The sequence below is a fragment of the Flavobacterium sp. PL002 genome, from assembly GCF_054165825.1.
On the sequence record NZ_CM135110.1, the window covers coordinates 1,992,104 to 2,013,230 of the forward strand.

Here is a 21,127-nt window from a genome sequence, read left to right on the forward strand (position 1 = left end):
TCGTTTTGTTTCATTTGTTTTGTTTGTTTACAATTGTCTTTAACTATTTTCTACAATGGCTATTTCCTCTGCTGTTAAACCATACAACTCATACACCATGGCATCGATCTCTCGATCTGTAGCGTCTATTTGTTGTTTAAGAGTTTGAGCTTCTGCTTTTTTAGTTTCAAACACTTCCATCCAATCCATTTCATCGAGTTTGGTTAACTCTTTTATTAGCGGTTGTTCGCTTTTAAGACGTTCTTTATTGATCACTTTAATAGCTTTATTGATTTCTTTGATAAAATCTCCAAAGTCTAATTCGTACCAATTTTCTAACTTTTTTGTTAGCTTTTCTATGGCAAATTGTGATTGCAGGTATTTTGTGAATTTCTTATTACTTGTGTTTAAAGATTTAGTTAAATTATATACTAAAGACGTTTTATCTCCAAAGTTTAAGTCTTTTATTTTTTTTATTTCTGGAATTGGAAAAGGGTTTAAAAAAGTTGTATTAAAAGCATAATATCCACCACGGTAAACAGAGCTAGTATTTTTAATAAAAAACCACATTAAATTTGAATTTAATATTGCAATTAATTCCTTTTGTTCCAACTTGATATTGTCTTTAATTTTTAAAGCATAACCACCAGCATCTGTTAGAGATTGTGTAGCATCTATTGTGAAATGTGGATAATTTTGAATAGTGGCAGTTACAATTTTAATATCCTTAAATATTTGAATTTCTCTAGCCCTATGTAAACTATACCAGTATTTTGGATTTGTTTTAAATCTAATCTTCTTTTCTATTAAATCTAATTTAAATTTATTCAAATAATCATAAGCTCTAGGGAAATTCTCCATAAACTCGATCTCTTCGTAAGGAACAGTTTTTTTACCGTTAAAATAATGGGGGTAAATAACAAAATAATCAATATTTAATTCTTGATTTCGTTTTATATCCCTACCCTTTGCAACAGGTAACATAATGTTTGATTCAATAATTACATTTGTTTCCAACTCGTCTGAATATCCATAAAACATATCATCTTTAAAATATCCTTTCATCATGAAAATTTTATCAGAAGTGTTTTTAATCCCTTGGTATATTCCGTCTAAAATGTCATTTAATTTAAATTTAGATAATGATATTTTTTTTAAGACCATAGAACTATCTAAATCATTCAGATCCCAATTGTCAGCATTTAGATTTTTATAATCAAATTTTAAAAAAGGTCTTTCTTGAAAAATTTCTAAAGGACTAATTTTTTTGAATTTTAATTCTTGATTGTTATTTGACAATTTAATAATACAAGTATATGCTGATGCATCAAGAAAAACAATCTCATGGCCAAAATGAATAATTTCCTCTATAAATTTATTTTTAATTAGAAAATCTCTAATACCGTTTCCAAAATCAGCTACTAAAAACTTGTGTGGTAAAATATAACTAACAACCCCTTCATCACTTACTAATTCTTTAGATTTTTCCATAAAAAGGACAAATAAGTCATATCTTCTAGTTGCAGATTTATATTTACGTTCAAGTTCGTGACTTTCCTTTTCAATATTATCTTTAATAGTTTGAACCCTAACATAAGGTGGATTCCCAATTATCACATCAAAACCGCCTTTTTCAAAGACGCTAGGAAATTGTTCTTTCCAGTTGAAGGCTTTGTTACCCGCAACAGCTTTACTTTCTATTAAGCTATTTCCACATTTAATGTTACTGTTTAAGTTGTTCAGTTTACGTCGTGGTTGCGCCGTACGTAACCACAGCGATAACTTGGCAATTTCTACACTTTCCTCGTTAAGGTCTACACCAAAAATATTGTTTTCTAGAATAGTATTTTCAATATCGCTAAAAACCAAACCACCTCCCAGAATTTTTGCTTTTAGTTCGTCAATATAATTGTGTTCTTTTATTAAAAAATCTAACGCTTGGTTCAAGAACGCACCACTACCACAGGCGGGATCGCAAATGGTCAATTGTAGTAACCATTCTCGATACATATCTAAAGTTTCAACTAACTTTACAATTGTATTTTGCTGGCGGTTTTTTCTGCCTTTAAAATATTCTTCTTCTTTAAAACCTAGTTCATTTTTCTTTTCGTCACACAATTTACCAATCGTATTTTCTACTATGTATTTGGTAATGTATTTTGGAGTGTAAAAAACACCATCTTTTTTACGTTTACTTGTTTGTTTGTCAAAATCACCGCCTTCAATTTCGGCATTTACACTCTCAATTTCGTTAAGTGAGTTTTCAAAAATATGCCCCAGTATATTAACATCCACTTGACTTTCAAAATCGTATGATGCTAATGTTTGCGTATGCTTAAATAATAAGTCGTTGTCAATTTCTAACTTGTCCAACAATGTGTCTTCCTTAAACAAACCACCGTTGTAGGCATAAATTTCGGCTCTGTTTGTTGTTCCTTGTCTTCCGGTGTCAAGAAATTTAAAATACTGCTTGAACATATCGTAAAGCGGTCTTTCGTCACCAAAATCAACATCCCCTTTCCATTTGTTCAGGATCTGTATCGTGCTATTGGGTGGTAATAAACCTCTGTCTTCGGCAAAAAATATAAACAAGAAACGATCTATTAATTTTTGAGATTTCTTGAATAAAGTAAGTTTCAGGTTTTTGTCTAGACGCAATTGTTCTGCCTTCGCTTCCTCATCCATTTCAGAAGCAGAAAGATCTACAGTGCTTTTTAATTTCTTAGCATTGCGCTTTACTAAATCCCTAAACAATTCTCTCTTAAAAACAGAATAATCTTTGTAGAACTGCTTGGTTATTTGTTCTTCAACTATAATCGAAGCTTCTTTTATTTGCAAAGGAATATTATTTAAAATACTGTCCTTTTGCAAACACAAATACAATACTTCAAAACGTTGTTCACTTAAGTCAAATAAATTAAACTCTTCAAACTCCGTCGCATCATTGATATAAAACCGCAGCTTTTCATAATTAGACGTAATTACATAAACACATTCTTTTTGATTGGCTTTGTAATCAAATGCTTGTTGACGTATGCTTTCTAAATCCTTTGTTTTCGTTCCCTTCAATTCTATTACCGCAACAGCAACATCATTTTTTAAAATGGCACCATCTGCTTTACGTGAATTGGTTTGATTTTTATACTCGGCTACTAAATCAAAATTGACATTGGGTTTCAAAGTATAATCTAAAACATTGACAAATAACTCTGTTAGAAAAATACCTTGGTATTCCTCTTCTTTAGAATTGCGTATGTTGTCTTGAATAATTGGGTTTAAGAAGTACTTGATATACTTTTTTTGAGGTAAGTAGATAATTTCATATCTTAGAGATCAATAAAACAAGGGAAACATGGATTTATTTACAGGGCAAAACCTTTTAGAGTTCGCTGAACGGTTTAAAACAGATGAACACTGCAAAGAATATTTAGCAAATTATAAATGGGAACGAGGATTTATTTGTTTAAAATGTAAGCATACAAAGAGTCAAATCCGCAAAGATTTTTCCAGAACTTGTAATATCTGCAGCCATACAGAAACCGCGGCGGCAAACACTTTATTTCATAAGGTTAAGTTTGGTTTACGCAAAGCCTTTTTTATATGTTTTGAGATGTCAACCACCACTAAAAGTTTATCTGCCAGTTACATGGGAGTTCGCTATGGAGTTACAGAAAAAACAGCACGTTTATTTATGCACAAAATTAGAGAAGCGATGAAATCTAGTGAGAATCATCCAATGGACGGAACTGTTCATGTTGATGAATTCGTTATTGGAGGAAAGGAAAAAGGTAAAGTAGGCAGGAGTTATGATAGCAAGAAAAAAAAGGTTGTAACAGCAGTGGAACTAACAGATGAAGGAAAAATTAAAAGAATGTATGCCTTGAAAATTGATAATTATTCAGCCAAAGAATTAGAGACAATATTTGAAAAGCACATTAATAAAAATGCAAAAATAACCACAGATAAATGGAAAGGTTATCGTCCTTTATTTGGAGATTATAATATCACACAAATAGAAAGCAACAAAGGGATGAATTTTATGGCATTGCACACAATGATTCATCAAGTAAAATCATGGATTAGAACAACATATTCATCGGTAAGTGACTTTAATATAAACAGGTATCTTGATGAATTTTGTTATCGAATTAACCGTTCTCAAAGCAAAGACACAATATTCAACAATTTGATAGTAAGAATGGTCGAGTCAGAAAAAATATATCAATCTAAAATTATATGTTCGTAACTACTGACCTCAATACTTTTTATATGCCTTACTTATTTTTGACGGCTCTAATTGTTTAAGATGCTTATTAAGAACTGATTTTTGATATAATGCCATTTATTTGAAGAATGATTTTGATAGTTAAAAATAGTAATCTTTATCTTAACTTATTTTATTTAAACGTTTATTTACAAAAAAAAAGTACCCAACTTTACATTTCAAGTGTAAAACTGGGTACTTTAATTTATAAAACACTAATTATGAGTGTTTTTTGTGGAGAATACCGGATTCGAACCGGTCACCTCTTGCCTGCCAGGCAAGCACTCTAGCCAAATGAGCTAATCCCCCAATAGTTTCGCAAATATAGTGTTATTTACTATTCAAAAAACAAATAGTCAACAACTTTCTAAAGCGGTATTCTTTGCCATCTTCTTTAAAATACTAACTTTACAATAAAAAATAAAATGACAGCAGCATCAACAGCAGGTTCGCTTACTACAACCATTCAGGATCAAATTGCAACAGTACAATTTGCGCATCCCGCCAGCAATTCTTTCCCCCGTCAATTGCTAGATGCGGTGACAAATGCCTTGAATGAATTGAGTACAAATGATGCTGTGTCTGTTATTATTTTACGCAGTGAAGGCGAAGGTGCTTTTTGTGCAGGAGCTTCTTTTGACGAACTCTTAGCAGTTTCAAATTTAGAGGAAGGAACTACTTTTTTCTCCGGTTTTGCAAATCTAATTAATGCCATGCGCAGCTGTTCTAAGATTATTGTGGGTCGCATTCATGGTAAAGCCGTAGGTGGTGGTGTAGGGATTGCCGCCGCTTGTGACTATGCATTTGCCACTACAAAAGCGGCTATAAAACTCTCTGAGCTTGCCATTGGGATCGGTCCCTTTGTGATTGAGCCTGCCGTGAGCCGCAAGATAGGCAAGACCGCCATGACCCAAATGACCCTTGCTGCACATGAATGGAAAACGCCAGAGTGGGCTTTAGAAAAAGGATTGTTTGCTAAAGTACTAGATGATCAAACCGAATTAGATATTGATTTGGCTCACTTTACCACTAAACTTGCATCTTACAATCCGGAGGCTTTAAGCCAAATGAAAAAGATTATCTGGGAAGATACTGATCATTGGGATGTGCTTTTGTTAGAGCGTGCTGCTATTTCTGGAGAGCTAGTGCTTTCAGAATTTACCAAAAATGCTTTAACTCAATTTAAAAAATAATATTGAAATGAGAATTACAACCCTTATACAACAAGTAGATGTCGTAGAAAAATTAAAAAATGCTCCTGATAGTAGTTACCAAATAGGAGTGCTTATAGGTTCCTTTGTTCCATTTGTAGTTTTGCTCATATTGGCTTACTGGATGTACTCTTCTGCAAAAAAAAGAGACAAAAATATTTAATTTTTCACTAAATTTGCACTCAAAATTATATCCAGATGAGCAATATCAGAATTACAAAACAATTTAACTTCGAAACCGGTCACGCCCTTTATGGATACGACGGAAAATGTAAAAATGTTCACGGGCACAGCTACAAATTATCAGTAACCGTTATTGGGACACCTATTACAAATAGAAACGATGTAAAATTCGGAATGGTAATCGATTTCTCGGATTTAAAGAAAATTGTAAAAGAAGAAATTGTAGATCAATTTGATCACGCCACTGTTTTTAATGAAACAACACCTCACGTAGAGCTAGCCGAAGAACTTAAAAAACGCGGACACCATGTGATTTTAGTTGATTACCAACCTACAAGTGAAAACATGGTCATTGATTTTGCAGAGAGAATTAAAGCCAGATTACCACAAGGAATCAAACTTTTTGCCTTGAAATTGCAAGAAACAGAATCGTCATTTGCTGAATGGTACGCTAGCGATAATCTATAATCCCACTTGACACTCTAGTTTCATGAAACTACCTAATAATAAAAAAGTATACTTTGCTTCTGATCAACATTTTGGAGCGCCTACGCCTGAATTAAGTGCTCCTAGAGAGAAGAAATTTGTGGCTTGGCTTGATGAGGTGAAACGAGACGCCGAAGCCATTTTTATAGTAGGAGATTTATTTGACTTTTGGTTCGAATACAAAACTGTGGTACCTAAAGGTTTTGTACGTGTGTTAGGCAAACTAGCCGAAATTCGCGATAGCGGCATCCCAATTTACTTCTTTGTAGGAAACCACGATTTGTGGATGGACGGTTATTTCGAAAAAGAATTAAATATCCCTGTGTATCATGATAATCAAGAATACACTTTTGGAGATAAAACTTTTCTAGTAGGCCACGGTGACGGAAAAGGTCCTGGAGACATGGGCTACAAACGCATGAAAAAAGTATTTACAAATCCGTTTTCTAAATGGCTTTTTCGCTGGTTGCATCCTGATATAGGTGTGGGATTAGCACAATACCTTTCGGTAAAAAATAAACTAATTTCAGGTGATGATGATGTCACTTATTTAGGGGAAGAAAACGAATGGCTAATAATCTACGCCAAGAAAAAACTCGAAACCAAACACTACAATTACCTTGTTTTTGGACACCGCCATTTGCCTATGAAACTCACTGTAGGTGAAAATGCCGAATATGTGAATCTAGGCGATTGGATTACTTATTTTACTTATGGCGTTTTTGATGGCGATACTTTCGAAATAAAAAAATACGAAAACTAGTTCATCCCTTCACCAAACAAATATTCATCCAAATCTATTTTGAATAAGGTACCTTCTACAAGATCTTTAATAGATTTTAATTCCTTCATAGATACAGCCAAGTCAATTTGAGTACAAGGGGTTTTCAATAGAAATTTATGGCAATCATTTTTTAACTCACATTCCTCGCAACATTTATTAATAGCGTAGCTTTCGTCAATGCAGCATCGAAAAAGTTTCAATTCTTGTCGGCTAAAATAAAAGCCTGTTTCTCTAAAAATCAATTGTACTTTATCACTTAATATTTCGTTCTCTTTTCTCCAGAAAAAAGAAGTTCCTGCATCGTTGTAATATATCTGTTTCATTTCGTTCATGATCGTCTCGTTTAAAACAAATATAATAATTATTTAGATTTGTTCTAAATAAAACCGACTAAAAAAAGCATAAAAAAGTCGGTAAGCAATTTTATAATGCACTACCGACGTTTTTTTATTTCGAATAAAGACTTTTACGGTTCGTTTTCGTGCTCTTCTAAATCTTTTGTAAGATCAAGCTTTCTAAAAGTAGGAGAGACAATTCCAGTAGTCAAGACTACAAATAACGTCATGCTTCCTCCAAATACTACTGCGGTAACCGTTCCCATTAATTTGGCTGTCAGTCCGCTTTCAAAAGCACCTAGTTCGTTTGACGACCCCACAAACATAGAGTTCACTGAAGAGACGCGGCCGCGCATGTGATCGGGTGTTTTTAGTTGTAAAATAGTCTGTCTAATAACAACTGAAATTCCGTCAAAAACACCGCTAAAAAATAGGGCTAGTAACGATACCCAAAATAAGGTAGACAAACCAAATACGATAATACAAACACCAAAAGCAAAGATCGCTGATAGCAGTTTTATACCCGCATTTTTACTTAACGGTACATACGCTGTGATTAGCATGGTAATAAAAGCACCTACAGCAGGGGCGGCTCTCAAGAAACCAAAACCTTCGGGACCTACTTTTAAAATATCTTGTGCAAAAATAGGTAGTAAAGCAACAGCTCCTCCAAAAAGGACTGCGACCATATCTAGTGTAATAGCTCCCAATACAGTTTTGTTGTTGAAGACAAATTTAATCCCCTCAGACAAACTCTGCATTACAGGTTCGCCAATTTTAGGATTTAAAATAGGTTTCTTTTCTATTTGAGATAAGGTGATTAAAGCAAATAGCGAACACCCAAAAACCAAACACATAGACCAATGCACTCCAATCCAGTTGATAGAAAATCCAGCAACTGCAGGTCCTACTACAGAGGCAATTTGCCATACGGAACTACTCCAAGTAGCGGCGTTAGGATAGACTTTTTTAGGCACTAATAAGGATAGTAGGGAAAAGATAGTAGGTCCTAGAAAAGCACGAACCAATCCTCCTAAAAAGACTAGAAAGTAAATAGCATATAGAATACTTTGTGTGTCATAACCACCTATCACTGCAGGCCAGGTTAATAAAAACAAACCAAAGCTAATGACCGAGAAAGCCAAGATACATTTAACCAGCAAACTCTTTTTCTCTTTTTGATCAACAATATGTCCAGCAAACAATGCCATAGAAACAGCTGGGATAACTTCCATTAAACCGATGATTCCTAATGATAAAGGATCCTTAGTGATGCTGTACACTTCCCATTCGATCACAATAAATTGCATAGACCAGGCAAAGACCATGGCAAAACGCAACAATAAAAATATATTAAACTCCTTGTAGCGCAAGGCTGCGTAAGGGTCTTTCTTTTTTACTTGATCAGCACTCATTTCGTAAACTTTTTAATCGTAATTGTGTAGTAATTTTGCCATTCCACTCATTCTCATCAATGCAATATGCGATTTCAAATGGTTGCTGGTTTTTTGTAAGTGCTATTTTATTTCCCAAGCCAAAACCTATGGCAGCGAGTCCTTCTGAATTATTTTGTTTTACAAATAAGCGCAGGTGTTCGTCGTCTTTACCCATCGTTTTACCATAACCGGTGTCGATTACGTTTTTTGTTAAAAAGGTAGGTGTCATGTTCAACGGTCCAAAGGGTTCGAACTGTTTTAAGATTCTAAAAAACTTAGGGGTAATATCATTGAAATCAATTTCAGCGTCAATGTCAATTTCTTGCGTTTGCATTTCGGGTTGGATCGTGTCTTTTACCTGCTTTTCGAATGCTGCCTTAAAAGCAGGATAATTTTCAGGTAAAATAGTCATTCCTGCAGCGTACATGTGGCCACCAAATTGCTCCAAATGTTCCGAACAAGCTTCAAGTGCGTTGTACACATCAAATCCTTTTACAGATCGCGCCGAAGCTGCATATTTGTCACCGCTTTTAGTAAAAACTAGGGTAGGGCGGTAGTAGGTTTCGATTAATCGAGAGGCTACAATACCGATCACTCCTTTATGCCAATCTTCTTGAAATACCACTGATGTGAATTTTTCTGTTTCTTGGTTCGCAATAATTTGTTCGAGCGCTTCCTTAGTAATTTGCTTGTCTAGATCTTTTCGATCAGAGTTGTATTGCTCAATTTCTGAAGCAAATTGCTGGGCTTGCTCAAAATCAAATTCGGTTAGCAATTCTACAGCATGGTTGCCGTGCTTTATTCTTCCTGCCGCATTAATACGCGGGGCAATAATAAAAACAACATCGGTAATATCTAGGGTTTTCTTTTTAACTTGATGGACTAGTGCTTTAATTCCAGGTCTTGGATCTGCATTAATAACTTGTAAACCAAAGTAAGCGAGTACGCGGTTTTCTCCTGTCATAGGGACAATATCTGCTGCAATTGCGGTAGCCACTAAGTCTAGATAGGGAACTAAATCAGCGATCGTTTCACCTTTGCGACTTCCTAGTGCTTGAATCAATTTAAACCCCACACCGCAACCACAAAGTTCGTCATAAGGGTAATCACAATCAGCACGTTTAGGGTCTAAAACTGCTACAGCCTCGGGTAATTGGTCTCCCGGTCTGTGGTGATCGCAAATGATAAAGTCAATCTGTTTTACTTTTGCGTAAGCGACATGATCAATAGATTTAATTCCGCAATCTAGCGCAATTATTAATGTGAAACCATTGTCTTCGGCAAAGTCAATCCCTTTGTATGATACACCATATCCTTCAAGATAACGATCCGGAATGTACGTGGCTATATTAGGGTAATATGATTTTAAGTACGATGACACCAGTGAAACTGCCGTGGTTCCGTCAACATCATAATCACCAAAAACAAGAATACGTTCTTGATCAGCAATCGCTTTTTCGATTCTTTCCACGGCTTTGTCCATGTCTTTCATCAAGAAAGGATCGTGCAAGTGATCTAGCGAGGGTCTAAAAAAATCTTTGGCTTCTTGAAAAGTCTCCACGCCACGTTGCACTAATAAGGTAGCTACAAAATCTTCTACATTTAAGGCTTCCGCCAAATGGGTAATTTTATCTTCAGAAGGTTTTGGCTTTATGGTCCACCTCATAGTACTAGGGATTATGCTGTTTTAATAATTTATTGTTTAAAAAACATACCACAAATTCCCAAAATAAATTAATTGCGAGTGTGCGGTAAAATGTCTTATTTCAATTGTAAAGCATCGTCTTCAAATGCGATTCCGTTCCAACCACTTACCATAAAGTTACGGATGTTCTGGTGGTCTGTTCCTTCCGGGTTTTTCAAAACGTCTTCAGTATAGTACGTACCAAAACAACTTAAAGTTTCTTCTGGAGCAAGTTGTTGCGCTTTCGCGAAAGCAAAAATCTTGCAAGAACCCGAATTTTCACCAGCAGCATTTTGTTGGTTTCCGTTTTTAAAAGCGGTAGGAGTAAAAATATAATTATCTTCAATTATAGCAATAGTGTCTGTAAATGCTAGTGTTGTTGGGTTTTCTTTTAAGGTAGAAAGGAATGTAGTTAATGTCATGATGTATTTATTCTTTATTATCTTCTTTAGAAAATTTACTTTTCTTGGCTTCTTTTACAAATGGTTTTCCGGCAACTACCACTACGATTTCGCCACGAGGAGCTGTTTTTTCGAAATGAGTTAACACTTCGCGAGTAGTTCCCCTTACATTTTCTTCATGCAGTTTAGAGAGCTCTCTTGAAACACATATTTGTCGGTCTTCGCCAAAGTAAGTCACAAATTCGACTAATGTTTTTACCAATTTATGTGGTGAAACATATAAAATCATGGTGCGAGACTCTTCCGCTAACTCTAAATAGCGTGTTTGGCGTCCTTTTTTCTCAGGTAAGAAACCTTCAAATACAAATTTGTCATTAGGCAAACCGCTATTTACTAATGCAGGTACAAATGCTGTAGCGCCGGGTAGACATTCTACAGTGATACCATTTTCGACACAAGCGCGAGTTAATAAAAAACCAGGATCAGAGATGGCAGGTGTTCCCGCATCAGAGATCAAAGCGATGTTTTCTCCGGCTTGCAAACGAGCAATTAGATTCTCCACCGTTTTATGTTCGTTATGCATGTGGTGGCTGTGCATGTGCGTGCCTATCTCAAAATGTTTCAACAGTTTTCCGCTGGTACGGGTGTCTTCTGCAAGAATCAAATCGACTTCTTTGAGGATTCTAATCGCTCTAAAAGTCATGTCTTCGAGATTACCAATAGGCGTAGGAACAATATATAATTTTGACATAATAGTATTTACAAGTAATTTAATAGGCTGCGGTGACTAAGGAACAATGCTGTATTACAAGAATTTTTTCTCGATAATATCAATAAAACGCTCTGCATAATCGTCTTTACCTTTCCAGTCGTTGTAATCTGGTTTCACCATTTCTTCGATAAAGTTACGTGTTTCATAAAAGTTATCAAAGGTAATTAGTTGATTTAGAACACGGTTGTAATCTTCTTCGCTATTTCCAAATAAGTGTTTTACAAAAGCAATTCGATCATTTAAGTCGATATCGATTCCTTTTGAGAATTTATCATTAATCGATAAGTTCTTTGGTACTGCGGCCTCTGTAGGTTTTTCAATAACAGGAGGTTTCGTTTTAACAATTTCAGGAGTGACTTCTTCAACAATTGTGGATACAACTTCAGGAGTAACACTTTCTACTTCTATTTTTTCAACAACAGCATCAAAAATAGGTTCTGGAGCAAGTGGAGCAACATTTTCTACTTTTATAAACTGTGGTTCACTATAGTTTGCGCCTAGTAAATCTTCAAATGAGATTTGAACGGCTTCTTCTTTTGCTGCTGTTTTTACTTCTTCTGATAAATCAATTACAGGTTCAAATGAAAAAACTGTTTCTGGTGTTTCTTCTTTTGTAGCTTTGATTTCTTTTTCAGCAACTTCTTCTTCAGTAGTTTCCTCTACTGGAGCAACTCCAAGAATATCTTCTTCTATTGCTTCGTTAGTAACCTCTTGTTTCTCAACATCAGGAACTATTTGTTCTTCTTTAATATCAGCTTCAAAATCTGTATTTATTGTGATTTCTTCTTCAGCTACAACAGGCTCTTCTTCAGGAGTTACTTCGTTTACAGTCTCAGCGATAATGATTTCTTCGTTATCTTCAATGGTTTCCTCGATAAGTTCATTTTTAGCTGCTTCTACTACTGGTAGAGGTTCTTCGGTCATTTCGACAACCGTTTCTATTGGTAAGCTTTCTTGTTTATTATAAAAGCTTTCCATTTCTTTCTCTATCTCATTGCGACCAATAGTAGGTTTTACATCACCATATTGCTCATCAATATATTTCAAAACAGAAAGTTTTTCATATAATTTTTGAGTTTCTAAATACAATTGATTGATATCAGATTTATTTTTAAGTTGTAATACTCTGTGAGCAATGCTAACTAAATCAGCTTCCAGTCTTTTTTTCATAACCTTTAAATTATTGTATGTATGGCGTGTTTTATTTGTTTAAAAATGTAGCTTAAATGCTTATTAATGATAACGAAGGAATTAGCAGGCAGATTTAATTTTTTAATTAACCGCTCGTGAATCCTCGAATTGATAAAAATTTTCTACTTTTGAGACAGTGTAAAAGTATAAAATCTTAAGCCGAATTATTACATTACAAAGTAATAAAAACTATTCATTTTTTAAGTTAGAAAAATACAAAATGTTTCTCGAAAATACAGTAAATCATAAAGAGCAATTTGGTTGGATCGAAGTCATCTGCGGTTCGATGTTTTCGGGTAAAACCGAAGAATTAATACGTCGTCTCAAACGAGCGCAATTTGCTAAACAGAAGGTAGAGATTTTTAAACCTGAAGTAGATACGCGTTATCATGACGAAATGGTGGTTTCTCATGATGCCAATGAAATTCGCTCTACACCAGTTCCAGCCGCGGCTAATATTGCCATTCTAGCACAAGGGTGTGATGTGGTTGGGATTGATGAAGCGCAGTTTTTTGATGACGAAATCGTGAAAATTTGTAACGATCTTGCTAATCAAGGTATTCGTGTTATTGTAGCTGGATTAGATATGGATTTTAAAGGAAACCCCTTTGGACCCATGCCTGCACTAATGGCTACAGCCGAATACGTTACTAAAGTGCACGCCGTATGCACACGAACAGGAAATCTTGCTAATTACAGTTTTAGAAAAACCGATAACGATAAATTAGTAATGCTTGGTGAAACGGAAGAGTATGAGCCGTTAAGCAGAGCTGCATATTACCATGCGATGCGTGAAGTCCTCTCCCCAGCCCTCTCCAAAGGAGAGGGAGGCAATACGAAAAAAGATTCTATATAATTCAAAACCCTTTCTGATACTCAGAAAGGGTTTTTTGATTTTTGTACTACTATTTTAAAAAACGATTGTCAGTTCGAGCGAAGTCGAGAACCACTATCGAATCTCGACTCCGCTCGATCTGACATAACTAGATTGAACTATTTATTCTTGTTGGTCTTAAATCTTCTTCCTCATTCTAGCTACCGGAATATCGAGTTGTTCTCTATATTTGGCAATGGTTCTTCTAGCAATAGGATACCCTTTTTCCTTTAACAATTCAGCTAACTGATCATCTGGATGGGGTTTTTTCTTGTCTTCTTCTTCGATTATATTTTGCAATATTTTCTTGATTTCGAGTGTAGAAACATCTTCACCTTGATCGTTCTTCATTGCTTCTGAGAAAAATTCCTTGATTAATTTGGTTCCATAAGGTGTTTCTACATATTTACTATTGGCAACTCTAGAAATTGTCGAAATATCTAATCCTACCATATCTGCAATGTCTTTTAAGATCATTGGTTTTAATTTGGTTTCGTCTCCTTCTAGAAAATACTCTTCTTGATAATGCATAATAGCATTCATGGTAACAAACAACGTCTCTTGACGCTGGCGTATCGCATCAATAAACCACTTAGCCGAATCTAGTTTTTGCTTGATAAACTGTACGGCATCTTTTTGCGCTCCAGATTTATCTGTAGATTCTTTATAGGTCTGCATCATTTCTTGATAGTCTTTAGAGACATGAAGGCTTGGTGCATTTCTTCCATTAAGGGTTAATTCCAGTTCGCCTTCAACTATTCGAATAGCAAAATCAGGAACTACATTTTCGGTAACTTTATTGTTTCCAGTAAAGGCTCCACCAGGTTTTGGATTCAAGCGCTCTATTTCGTGAACCGCTTTCTTCAATTGCTCGTTAGAGACACCATATTTCTGTAATAATTTATCGTAATGCTTTTTTGTGAAGGCATCAAATTGGTTTTCGATAATATCAGTAGCCAAGTCAATATATTCAGATGGTGTTTTGTGTTTTAACTGCAGTAACAAACATTCCTGCAAGTCACGAGCTCCTACACCTGATGGTTCGAGTTCATGAATTACATGCAGCATTCTTTCGACCATTTCCTCATCGGTATAGATTGCTTGTGTAAAAGCCATATCATCAACAATATCAGGAATACTGCGACGTATGTAACCCATATCATCAATACTTCCTACTAAGAATTCGGCAATTTCACGTTCTTGATCATCTAGAATAAATGTGTTTAACTGATTGATTAAATCTTGGTGAAAACTAATAGGAGAGGCAAGAGGCGATTCGCGTTCTTCATCATCATCACTGTAATTATTCGCTTGTGTTTTATAATCAGGCGAGTCATCATCACTCAAATACTCATCGATATTAATGTCGTCTGCTTCAATTCTTTCTGAATCGCCTTCATCATAATCTTCGAATTCGTCGTTTTCAAAATCGTCATTCTCGTAATCATCTTCCTCCTTACCCGCTTCTAGAGCTGGGTTTTCATTCATTTCTTCCAGTAAACGTTGCTCAAAAGCTTGCGTAGGCAATTGAATTAACTTCATCAGCTGGATTTGCTGTGGAGATAATTTCTGTGATAATTTTAAATTTAAGAATTGCTTTAGCATAAAAAAAGTTACTGAGTTACTAAGTTGCAAAGCTACTAAGTAACGTGTGTTGACGAATTATAATTATTTATTTTATTAACTAGAAAATTTGTTTAGAAAGTTTAAGGTTTAAAGTTGCTCACGTTTTAAACAACTTTAAACTTGAAACAACTTTATAAAACTTAAAATCTTAGCGACTTTGCAGCTTTGAAACTTTTTTCTAAAACTCCGCATTCATTGGTGTTCTTGGAAAAGGAATTACGTCACGGATGTTTGTCATACCCGTTACAAAAAGTACCAATCTCTCAAATCCTAGTCCGAAACCAGAGTGTACTGCCGATCCAAATCTACGGGTGTCTAAATACCACCACAATTCTTCTTCGTCAATTCCTAAGGCTTTCATTTTTTCGACCAAAACATCAAAACGTTCCTCTCTTTGAGAACCTCCTACAATTTCTCCAATTCCAGGGAAAAGGATATCCATTGCACGAACTGTTTTTCCGTCTTCGTTCAAACGCATGTAAAACGCTTTGATATTTGCAGGGTAATCAAACAAGATCACCGGACATTTAAAGTGTTTCTCAACTAAATAACGCTCGTGTTCCGATTGTAAGTCAGCTCCCCATTCGTTAATAATATAGTTGAATTTTTTCTTTTTATTAGGCGTGCAATCTCTCAAAATGTCGATTGCTTCAGTGTACGAAACACGTTTGAAGTTGTTTTCCAAAACAAAATTCAATTTGTCAAGCAAAGCCATTTCGCTTCTTTCCGCTTGTGGTTTAGATTTTTCTTCGTCAAGCAATCTTCCTTCTAAGAATTTTAAATCCTCAGGACATTTGTCAAGTGTATATTTAATCACATACTGAATAAAATCTTCGGCAAGATCCATATTATCATTCAAATCATTAAAAGCAACCTCTGGCTCAATCATCCAGAACTCAGCAAGGTGACGCGAAGTATTGGAGTTCTCCGCTCTAAACGTAGGTCCAAAAGTATAAATCTGTCCCAATGCCATCGCAAAAGTCTCTCCTTCTAGTTGTCCTGAAACCGTTAAGTTCGTTTCCTTACCAAAAAAATCTTCTCTATAATCAACTTTTCCGTCTTCTTTTCTAGGAGTACCGTCAAATGGCAAAGCCGTAACTTTAAACATTTCACCAGCACCTTCAGCGTCTGATCCCGTGATAATAGGTGTGTTTACATACACAAAACCTTTCTCCTGAAAATAACTGTGCACCGCGTAAGATAGCACCGAACGCACACGCATAATTGCTCCAAACATATTCGTACGCACACGTAAATGTGCATTTTCACGCAAGAAGTCAAGACTAGGCTTGTTCTTAGGTTGTATCGGGAATTTCTCCGCATCCGAGTCTCCAAGAATCTCTAATTGAGCAACTTGAATTTCAAATTTTTGTCCCGCACCTTTGCTCTCTACAAGAGTTCCAGTAACAGATATCGCAGCACCAGTCGTAATTCTCTTTAAAGTTTCATCAGGAGTATTCTCAAAATCGACTACACATTGTATATTATCAATCGTCGAACCATCGTTCAAAGCAATAAATTGATTGTTTCTAAAAGTTCTCACCCATCCTTTTGCATTTACTTCATGAAGCGTCTTGGTACTGTTTAGTAAGTCTTTAACTTTTGTATGTCTCATTATATGTGTATAGTTGATTTTAAAATTCACTTGTGTTCTAACTGCAAATATAATTCATTTGTTTTAATTGTCATTGTAGTAAGCAAGCAATCAAGACAGACAATGTTGTTTTTTTGGAGCTATTTCCAGCTATCCGCTCTATCTTTTACTTTTTTAAAGAAAAAAAGTAAAAGGATGCCGCTACTATCTGGGCTAGGTAGTAGTGGAATTATGAGTTTCTAAGAATATTTTTTTTAAAGATAACACTAGTAAGTAATATCTTTGAAAGTGCTGTAGAAATAAAAAATAGAAAAAGCCAATGAGACTTATAGATAAATTTTTTTGTATCCAAACTGAGATTTTCGGCGATGGTTCCTAAAAGAGCACTGAGGGTGTCTCCTCAATAAGGACAGAATTGACTAGACCTTCCATTAGATTGTTAAATTCAGATGGAAGTAGTATAGCTTCTCCCTATAGAATTATTCACAGAAAGAAATTGGTAGTCAATCCCTTTGTAGATTCAAATGAATATTTTAATAAAGTAGATTTTTTATTTTTATCAAAAACATTTGGATTTGAAATTGAAGAACATCCAATTCATAAAGGATATTTTTTAAGTGTATTAAAAATCAACGCACTATATACTACTCCTGGAGAAATTATTTTAATTGAAGAAGAAGGAAGATCATATATTTTGATTGAATTTACTAGATGGAGCTCCGTAAACAAACCTCGTGGAGCAGGCGAAGATAGTTTAGGCGAAGATATTACTTATGTACATGGGATATGGGAAAATCCATTACTAACAGAGGAAATAATTTCGAAAATTAAAGGCGAAAATTAATGATAAACGAGATAAAATTATTTTAAAGCTGTAGATTGTTTTTTATTTATTCTTAATTCTATGAGCATATTGTGAAGCTAAAATAGAATCTAATAGCTTAGAAAATCAGCAGTGTTAAAAATTATGGAAATAATAACCAAACAAAATTAGAGATAGATGTGAATTGATTTATAATGTAGGCACGAGCGGGACGCTCGCGCTGGAGGGGGAAATTTCCAGATAAAATCAGTTCAAAAATTAATTATTGACAATTTAATGAACTTAGTAATTCAATAATATTATGAAATATACCAGAGAAAATTTAACCGCATATATTGCTTATGAAATGAGTAAACATCTTGAGAAAAATTCATTTCTTAGAAGTATTAATGATGGTGATGTTTTTTATAAAAAAGAATATGATTGGGGTTGGGATTACTGTTCATTAAATAGAGTTTTGTTTTTAGAAACTCATTTACAATTTGGTATAAATATCTCAAGGAGATATGAATATATTGAAGCGTTTTGGCAAGAATGGGCTGAGCTTATTCAAATTAATTATAGTGATGTAAATTTAATGACTACTTTAACAGTCAATCACAGCAATGCCTCAGAAGAAATACAGAAAAAAAAATATTTTGATGGAAGTTTACGATTTGAAATTTCTGAAAAAGGTTTAGCCGAAATTCCAGAAGCGATTGAATATGTAATTAATAAAATTTTAATAAAATTAGATTTTTTTTTGAATTTAAAAAATGTGGATAATTTAATTAATAGTCAATTAGACCCTATTACTGAAAATAACGAAATATTTAGAAGAGATGGTGGGTTTATGTTTAAGAGAATGATTTTAGCAAAAATTACGGGTAATAATATGTATGATGCAATTTGCCATTTATATAAAGGTCGATTTAGTAAAATTATAGATGTTGCAAAAACTCCTGGTAAAGAATATTTTTTAAATTATCCAATAGTTTTTGATAAAGTATATGAGAAACTTAAAAATGTAGAGCAATGGGAAAATAAAATATTGTCTACTACAGACAAAATTAAAGTCCAATTTAATGAAGCCATTGTAATAGAAGTAAAAAGCAATCAACATCCAAAACGATTATTGCCTATAGAAACATTAAAAAATAATTCAGAAATTAAAAATTTTACTAAATTTAATGATGATGGTATGATTATTCCAATTAAAATTGGTTTTGGAGTTAACATGTTTGACAATGTATCGAAGCAAGAATATATTGATTATGTCAATTGTTATTCTAAACAAAGCGTGAGTTGGGAATACGATGGTCAAAAAATAATTTTGGCAGACAAAAATGTAAGTATTAAAGCATATCCATCTTTAGACTTGAAATATGTAATCGCAATTTACGAAGGGTTGGAAGGAGAATATAAACCGCCTGCAAATGCTGTTATATACAGTGCAGATGGTTCTATTCACACGATATTAAAAATGCCAGTTTTAGAATCTGAAAATATTTTAGAAAGAATAGATTTTAATAAAGATTCAAATCCACCAATAGAAGCTGCTTTATTTGAAGGTGGATTACTGTTCAGCAATTTTGACTGGTGGCAAAATGAAGAAGGGAATTTGGTAAACAGAATTCAAATAATATATGACAGAGATTGGATAGAGTGGCGTGAACTTGAAATTAGGACTGGAAATGTTGGTAGGTATTTAGCGCAAGGTAAATTATAATCCGATAGCGCCCAGCTCCGCAAAGAGTTAATTAATAGTCTGCTCGCTGCGCAAATGTCTCTAGTTCAAGGAGGTGTTGTAAAGAAATCCTCGGATTATATTTACTTTAGTGCTACCAATTATGTATATGGTAATGGTTTAGTTGAGATAGGAAAAAAGGATAATTCGATAGTGGATGTTTTGAAGTCTTGGTCATTTACAAAATACAATAGTTATTAAGATGTTGTAAAGGTTAATCCGACTGGGCGCAAAGGTGGAGACGTATGCGCAGCGTTAGAAACGAACACTTCGGGGAGCGGGGACGCTTTCAGCGAGACAAGATTGGGTTTAACAGAAGGGTAAATTAATTCTCTACAATCCTGCAAGTACAGTTTGTCACGCTGAAAGCGTCTCACGAAAGTAGCGCAACGATGCAGAGACGCTTTCAGCAAAACAATTCAAATTAATAAACTTGACAAACCAGCCAACAGTTTGTATTTTTGCGGTATGAATGATAATTTTATAACCGAGTATTTTGGGATAGGCATACAAAACGGAAAAACTCCTGAAAATTTGGGCGTGCTATGGCGCACGGCTCAAAACTTAGGTGCTAGCTATATTTTTACGATTGGGAACCGCTATGCGAAGCAGTCGAGTGATACGCACAATGCGGTAAAATCGATTCCGTATTTTCATTATGATACCTTTGAAGATTTCTACAAAAACTTGCCTAAAGGTGCTCGCTTAGTAGGGGTAGAGCTTGATGATACAGCGGTAGATTTAGAAACCTTCGAACATCCACGACGTTGTGTTTATCTTTTAGGTGCTGAGGATAACGGACTTTCGAAAAAAGCGATCGAAAAATGCCATTATTTGGTTAAATTTAAGTCAGAGAAAAGCTTGAATGTTTCTGTTGCAGGAAGTATTGTGCTCTATGATCGCGGACTTAATAAGCCCAGATCTTAAAAAGAATTATATTTATTAGTCATGAAAAAATTGTTATATAGCCTAGTTTTAATTTTGATTTTCGCATCAGGTAACGGGCAAACTAAATTTTGGAAACCCACTGTGAATCCGTCCGAAGTTCAAAAAACGTATTTGGGTTGGAACAACTATCAAAAATCGCACATCATGCTTTCGACTGATTTTGTGGCCTTAGATGCAAAATCAAACCCAATTACTAAAGCAGCTTTTCTACAAGAATTAACCAGCGGAAACTATATCCCCATTCAATTAGAATCCGACAGTGCAGCATTATATTACCAGCTATTTAAAATTGAACCAACATCAGATACGAGTATAAAGGCTTCGATTGCTGAAACGGCATTCAATGAAATTCAAAACTATAAAAAAGAAGGCGAACCATTTCCTGCGTTTTCATTCAAAGATTTAGAGGGTAATTTAATTACTAATGAAACTCTAAAAGGGAAGATTGTTGTTATAAAATGTTGGTACATTCATTGTGCAGCCTGTCTCAAAGAATTTCCAGAAGTCAATCAATTAGTAGCTAACTACAAAGATAGAACAGACATTGTTTTTGTAAGTTTAGCCGAAGATACAGCCGAACAGTTAGCGCCATTTTTAGTTAGAAAACCACTCTCATATGCTGTTGTTCCTGATATGAAAACCTATATGAATTTGACTCTACAACTCAATGCATTCCCCACTCATTATATTATTAATAAGGAAGGAATTATTGTCAAAGTACTTTCTGATTTTAAAAGTCTAGAAGCTGCTTTGGGAAAAATAAGTTCAGAAAAATAATTATAATTAAAAAGGCCTCTTGTTTTAATAAAC

The 21,127-nt window shown here is 34.6% G+C and carries 20 protein-coding genes and 1 tRNA gene; 11 read left to right on the plus strand and 10 right to left on the minus strand.

The genetic code is table 11. From position 1 onward, the window contains the following. Positions 1-39 precede the first annotated feature (39 nt). A complete protein-coding gene (locus tag ACVEGE_RS08685) occupies positions 40-3,159 on the minus strand; it encodes an Eco57I restriction-modification methylase domain-containing protein (protein WP_458008638.1) in 3,120 nt (1,039 codons plus the stop codon). Between the two features lie 172 nt (positions 3,160-3,331). Here ACVEGE_RS08685 and ACVEGE_RS08690 point away from each other — a divergent pair, with 172 nt between their 5' ends. After that, a complete protein-coding gene (locus tag ACVEGE_RS08690) occupies positions 3,332-4,225 on the plus strand; it encodes an IS1595 family transposase (RefSeq protein WP_192501064.1) in 894 nt (297 codons plus the stop codon). Between the two features lie 253 nt (positions 4,226-4,478). On the opposite strand, the gene ACVEGE_RS08695 is transcribed toward ACVEGE_RS08690, so the two are convergent. Beyond that, positions 4,479-4,552, minus strand: a tRNA-Ala gene (locus tag ACVEGE_RS08695). A 116-nt stretch (positions 4,553-4,668) separates the two neighbouring features. Between ACVEGE_RS08695 and ACVEGE_RS08700 the strand changes: the two genes are divergently transcribed. From ACVEGE_RS08700 to ACVEGE_RS08715, 4 genes are read left to right on the plus strand one after another with little or no spacing between them, the layout of a single operon-like run. Beyond that, complete coding sequence (locus tag ACVEGE_RS08700; RefSeq protein WP_192500607.1) at positions 4,669-5,436, plus strand: enoyl-CoA hydratase/isomerase family protein; 768 nt, start codon at positions 4,669-4,671, stop codon at positions 5,434-5,436. Positions 5,437-5,443: 7 nt separating this feature from the next. Further along, the gene (locus ACVEGE_RS08705; RefSeq protein WP_173850933.1) at positions 5,444-5,617 is read left to right on the plus strand and encodes a hypothetical protein; all 174 of its coding nucleotides are present in this window, start codon (positions 5,444-5,446) and stop codon (positions 5,615-5,617) included. 35 nt (positions 5,618-5,652) lie between these two features. Continuing rightward, positions 5,653-6,105 (plus strand): 6-pyruvoyl trahydropterin synthase family protein, encoded by a 453-nt coding sequence (locus ACVEGE_RS08710; RefSeq protein WP_173839078.1) that lies wholly within the window; start codon positions 5,653-5,655, stop codon positions 6,103-6,105. A 22-nt stretch (positions 6,106-6,127) separates the two neighbouring features. Continuing rightward, positions 6,128-6,886 (plus strand): UDP-2,3-diacylglucosamine diphosphatase, encoded by a 759-nt coding sequence (locus tag ACVEGE_RS08715; protein WP_192500608.1) that lies wholly within the window; start codon positions 6,128-6,130, stop codon positions 6,884-6,886. Here ACVEGE_RS08715 and ACVEGE_RS08720 read toward each other — a convergent pair. The 6 genes from ACVEGE_RS08720 to ACVEGE_RS08745 form a co-directional block, all read right to left on the minus strand. Further along, the gene (locus ACVEGE_RS08720; protein WP_192500609.1) at positions 6,883-7,239 is read right to left on the minus strand and encodes a hypothetical protein; all 357 of its coding nucleotides are present in this window, start codon (positions 7,237-7,239) and stop codon (positions 6,883-6,885) included. The genes ACVEGE_RS08715 and ACVEGE_RS08720 overlap by 4 nt on opposite strands. 134 nt (positions 7,240-7,373) lie before the next feature. Continuing rightward, positions 7,374-8,657, minus strand: coding sequence for an MFS transporter (locus tag ACVEGE_RS08725; protein WP_192500610.1), 1,284 nt, complete (start codon positions 8,655-8,657; stop codon positions 7,374-7,376). After that, positions 8,647-10,344 carry a single-stranded-DNA-specific exonuclease RecJ gene (gene recJ, locus ACVEGE_RS08730; protein WP_192500611.1) on the minus strand — a complete coding sequence of 566 codons (1,698 nt, stop codon included), beginning with the start codon at positions 10,342-10,344 and terminating at the stop codon, positions 8,647-8,649. The genes ACVEGE_RS08725 and recJ overlap by 11 nt, the downstream gene beginning before the upstream one ends. Positions 10,345-10,439: 95 nt before the next feature. Further along, on the minus strand, positions 10,440-10,784 hold the full coding sequence (locus ACVEGE_RS08735; protein WP_192500612.1) for a HopJ type III effector protein: 345 nt from the start codon (positions 10,782-10,784) through the stop codon (positions 10,440-10,442). 7 nt (positions 10,785-10,791) lie between these two features. Further along, on the minus strand, positions 10,792-11,514 hold the full coding sequence (gene rsmI / locus ACVEGE_RS08740) for a 16S rRNA (cytidine(1402)-2'-O)-methyltransferase (protein WP_173839084.1): 723 nt from the start codon (positions 11,512-11,514) through the stop codon (positions 10,792-10,794). 54 nt (positions 11,515-11,568) lie between these two features. Continuing rightward, positions 11,569-12,705 carry a hypothetical protein gene (locus ACVEGE_RS08745; protein WP_192500613.1) on the minus strand — a complete coding sequence of 379 codons (1,137 nt, stop codon included), beginning with the start codon at positions 12,703-12,705 and terminating at the stop codon, positions 11,569-11,571. Between the two features lie 241 nt (positions 12,706-12,946). Here ACVEGE_RS08745 and ACVEGE_RS08750 point away from each other — a divergent pair, with 241 nt between their 5' ends. Beyond that, the gene (locus tag ACVEGE_RS08750) at positions 12,947-13,582 is read left to right on the plus strand and encodes a thymidine kinase (RefSeq protein ID WP_192500614.1); all 636 of its coding nucleotides are present in this window, start codon (positions 12,947-12,949) and stop codon (positions 13,580-13,582) included. Positions 13,583-13,738: 156 nt separating this feature from the next. Here the strand turns inward: ACVEGE_RS08750 and rpoN are convergent, their stop codons facing one another. Next, entirely contained in the window at positions 13,739-15,205 is a 1,467-nt protein-coding gene (gene rpoN / locus ACVEGE_RS08755) for an RNA polymerase factor sigma-54 (protein ID WP_192500615.1), read from the minus strand. A 199-nt stretch (positions 15,206-15,404) separates the two neighbouring features. Further along, a complete protein-coding gene (gene asnS / locus ACVEGE_RS08760; RefSeq protein ID WP_192500616.1) occupies positions 15,405-16,841 on the minus strand; it encodes an asparagine--tRNA ligase in 1,437 nt (478 codons plus the stop codon). 394 nt (positions 16,842-17,235) lie between these two features. Here asnS and ACVEGE_RS08765 point away from each other — a divergent pair, with 394 nt between their 5' ends. From ACVEGE_RS08765 to ACVEGE_RS08785, 5 genes are all read left to right on the plus strand, one after another. After that, on the plus strand, positions 17,236-17,664 hold the full coding sequence (locus tag ACVEGE_RS08765) for a hypothetical protein (RefSeq protein ID WP_192500617.1): 429 nt from the start codon (positions 17,236-17,238) through the stop codon (positions 17,662-17,664). 280 nt (positions 17,665-17,944) lie between these two features. Then, positions 17,945-19,351 (plus strand): hypothetical protein, encoded by a 1,407-nt coding sequence (locus ACVEGE_RS08770; RefSeq protein ID WP_192500618.1) that lies wholly within the window; start codon positions 17,945-17,947, stop codon positions 19,349-19,351. Positions 19,352-19,405: 54 nt separating this feature from the next. Further along, a complete protein-coding gene (locus ACVEGE_RS08775; protein WP_192500619.1) occupies positions 19,406-19,570 on the plus strand; it encodes a hypothetical protein in 165 nt (54 codons plus the stop codon). 267 nt (positions 19,571-19,837) lie between these two features. Next, positions 19,838-20,296, plus strand: a complete 459-nt coding sequence (locus ACVEGE_RS08780; RefSeq protein WP_173850902.1) for an RNA methyltransferase — start codon at positions 19,838-19,840, stop codon at positions 20,294-20,296. Between the two features lie 21 nt (positions 20,297-20,317). Continuing rightward, positions 20,318-21,094 carry a TlpA family protein disulfide reductase gene (locus ACVEGE_RS08785; RefSeq protein ID WP_192500620.1) on the plus strand — a complete coding sequence of 259 codons (777 nt, stop codon included), beginning with the start codon at positions 20,318-20,320 and terminating at the stop codon, positions 21,092-21,094. The last annotated feature ends 33 nt before the right edge of the window (positions 21,095-21,127 follow it).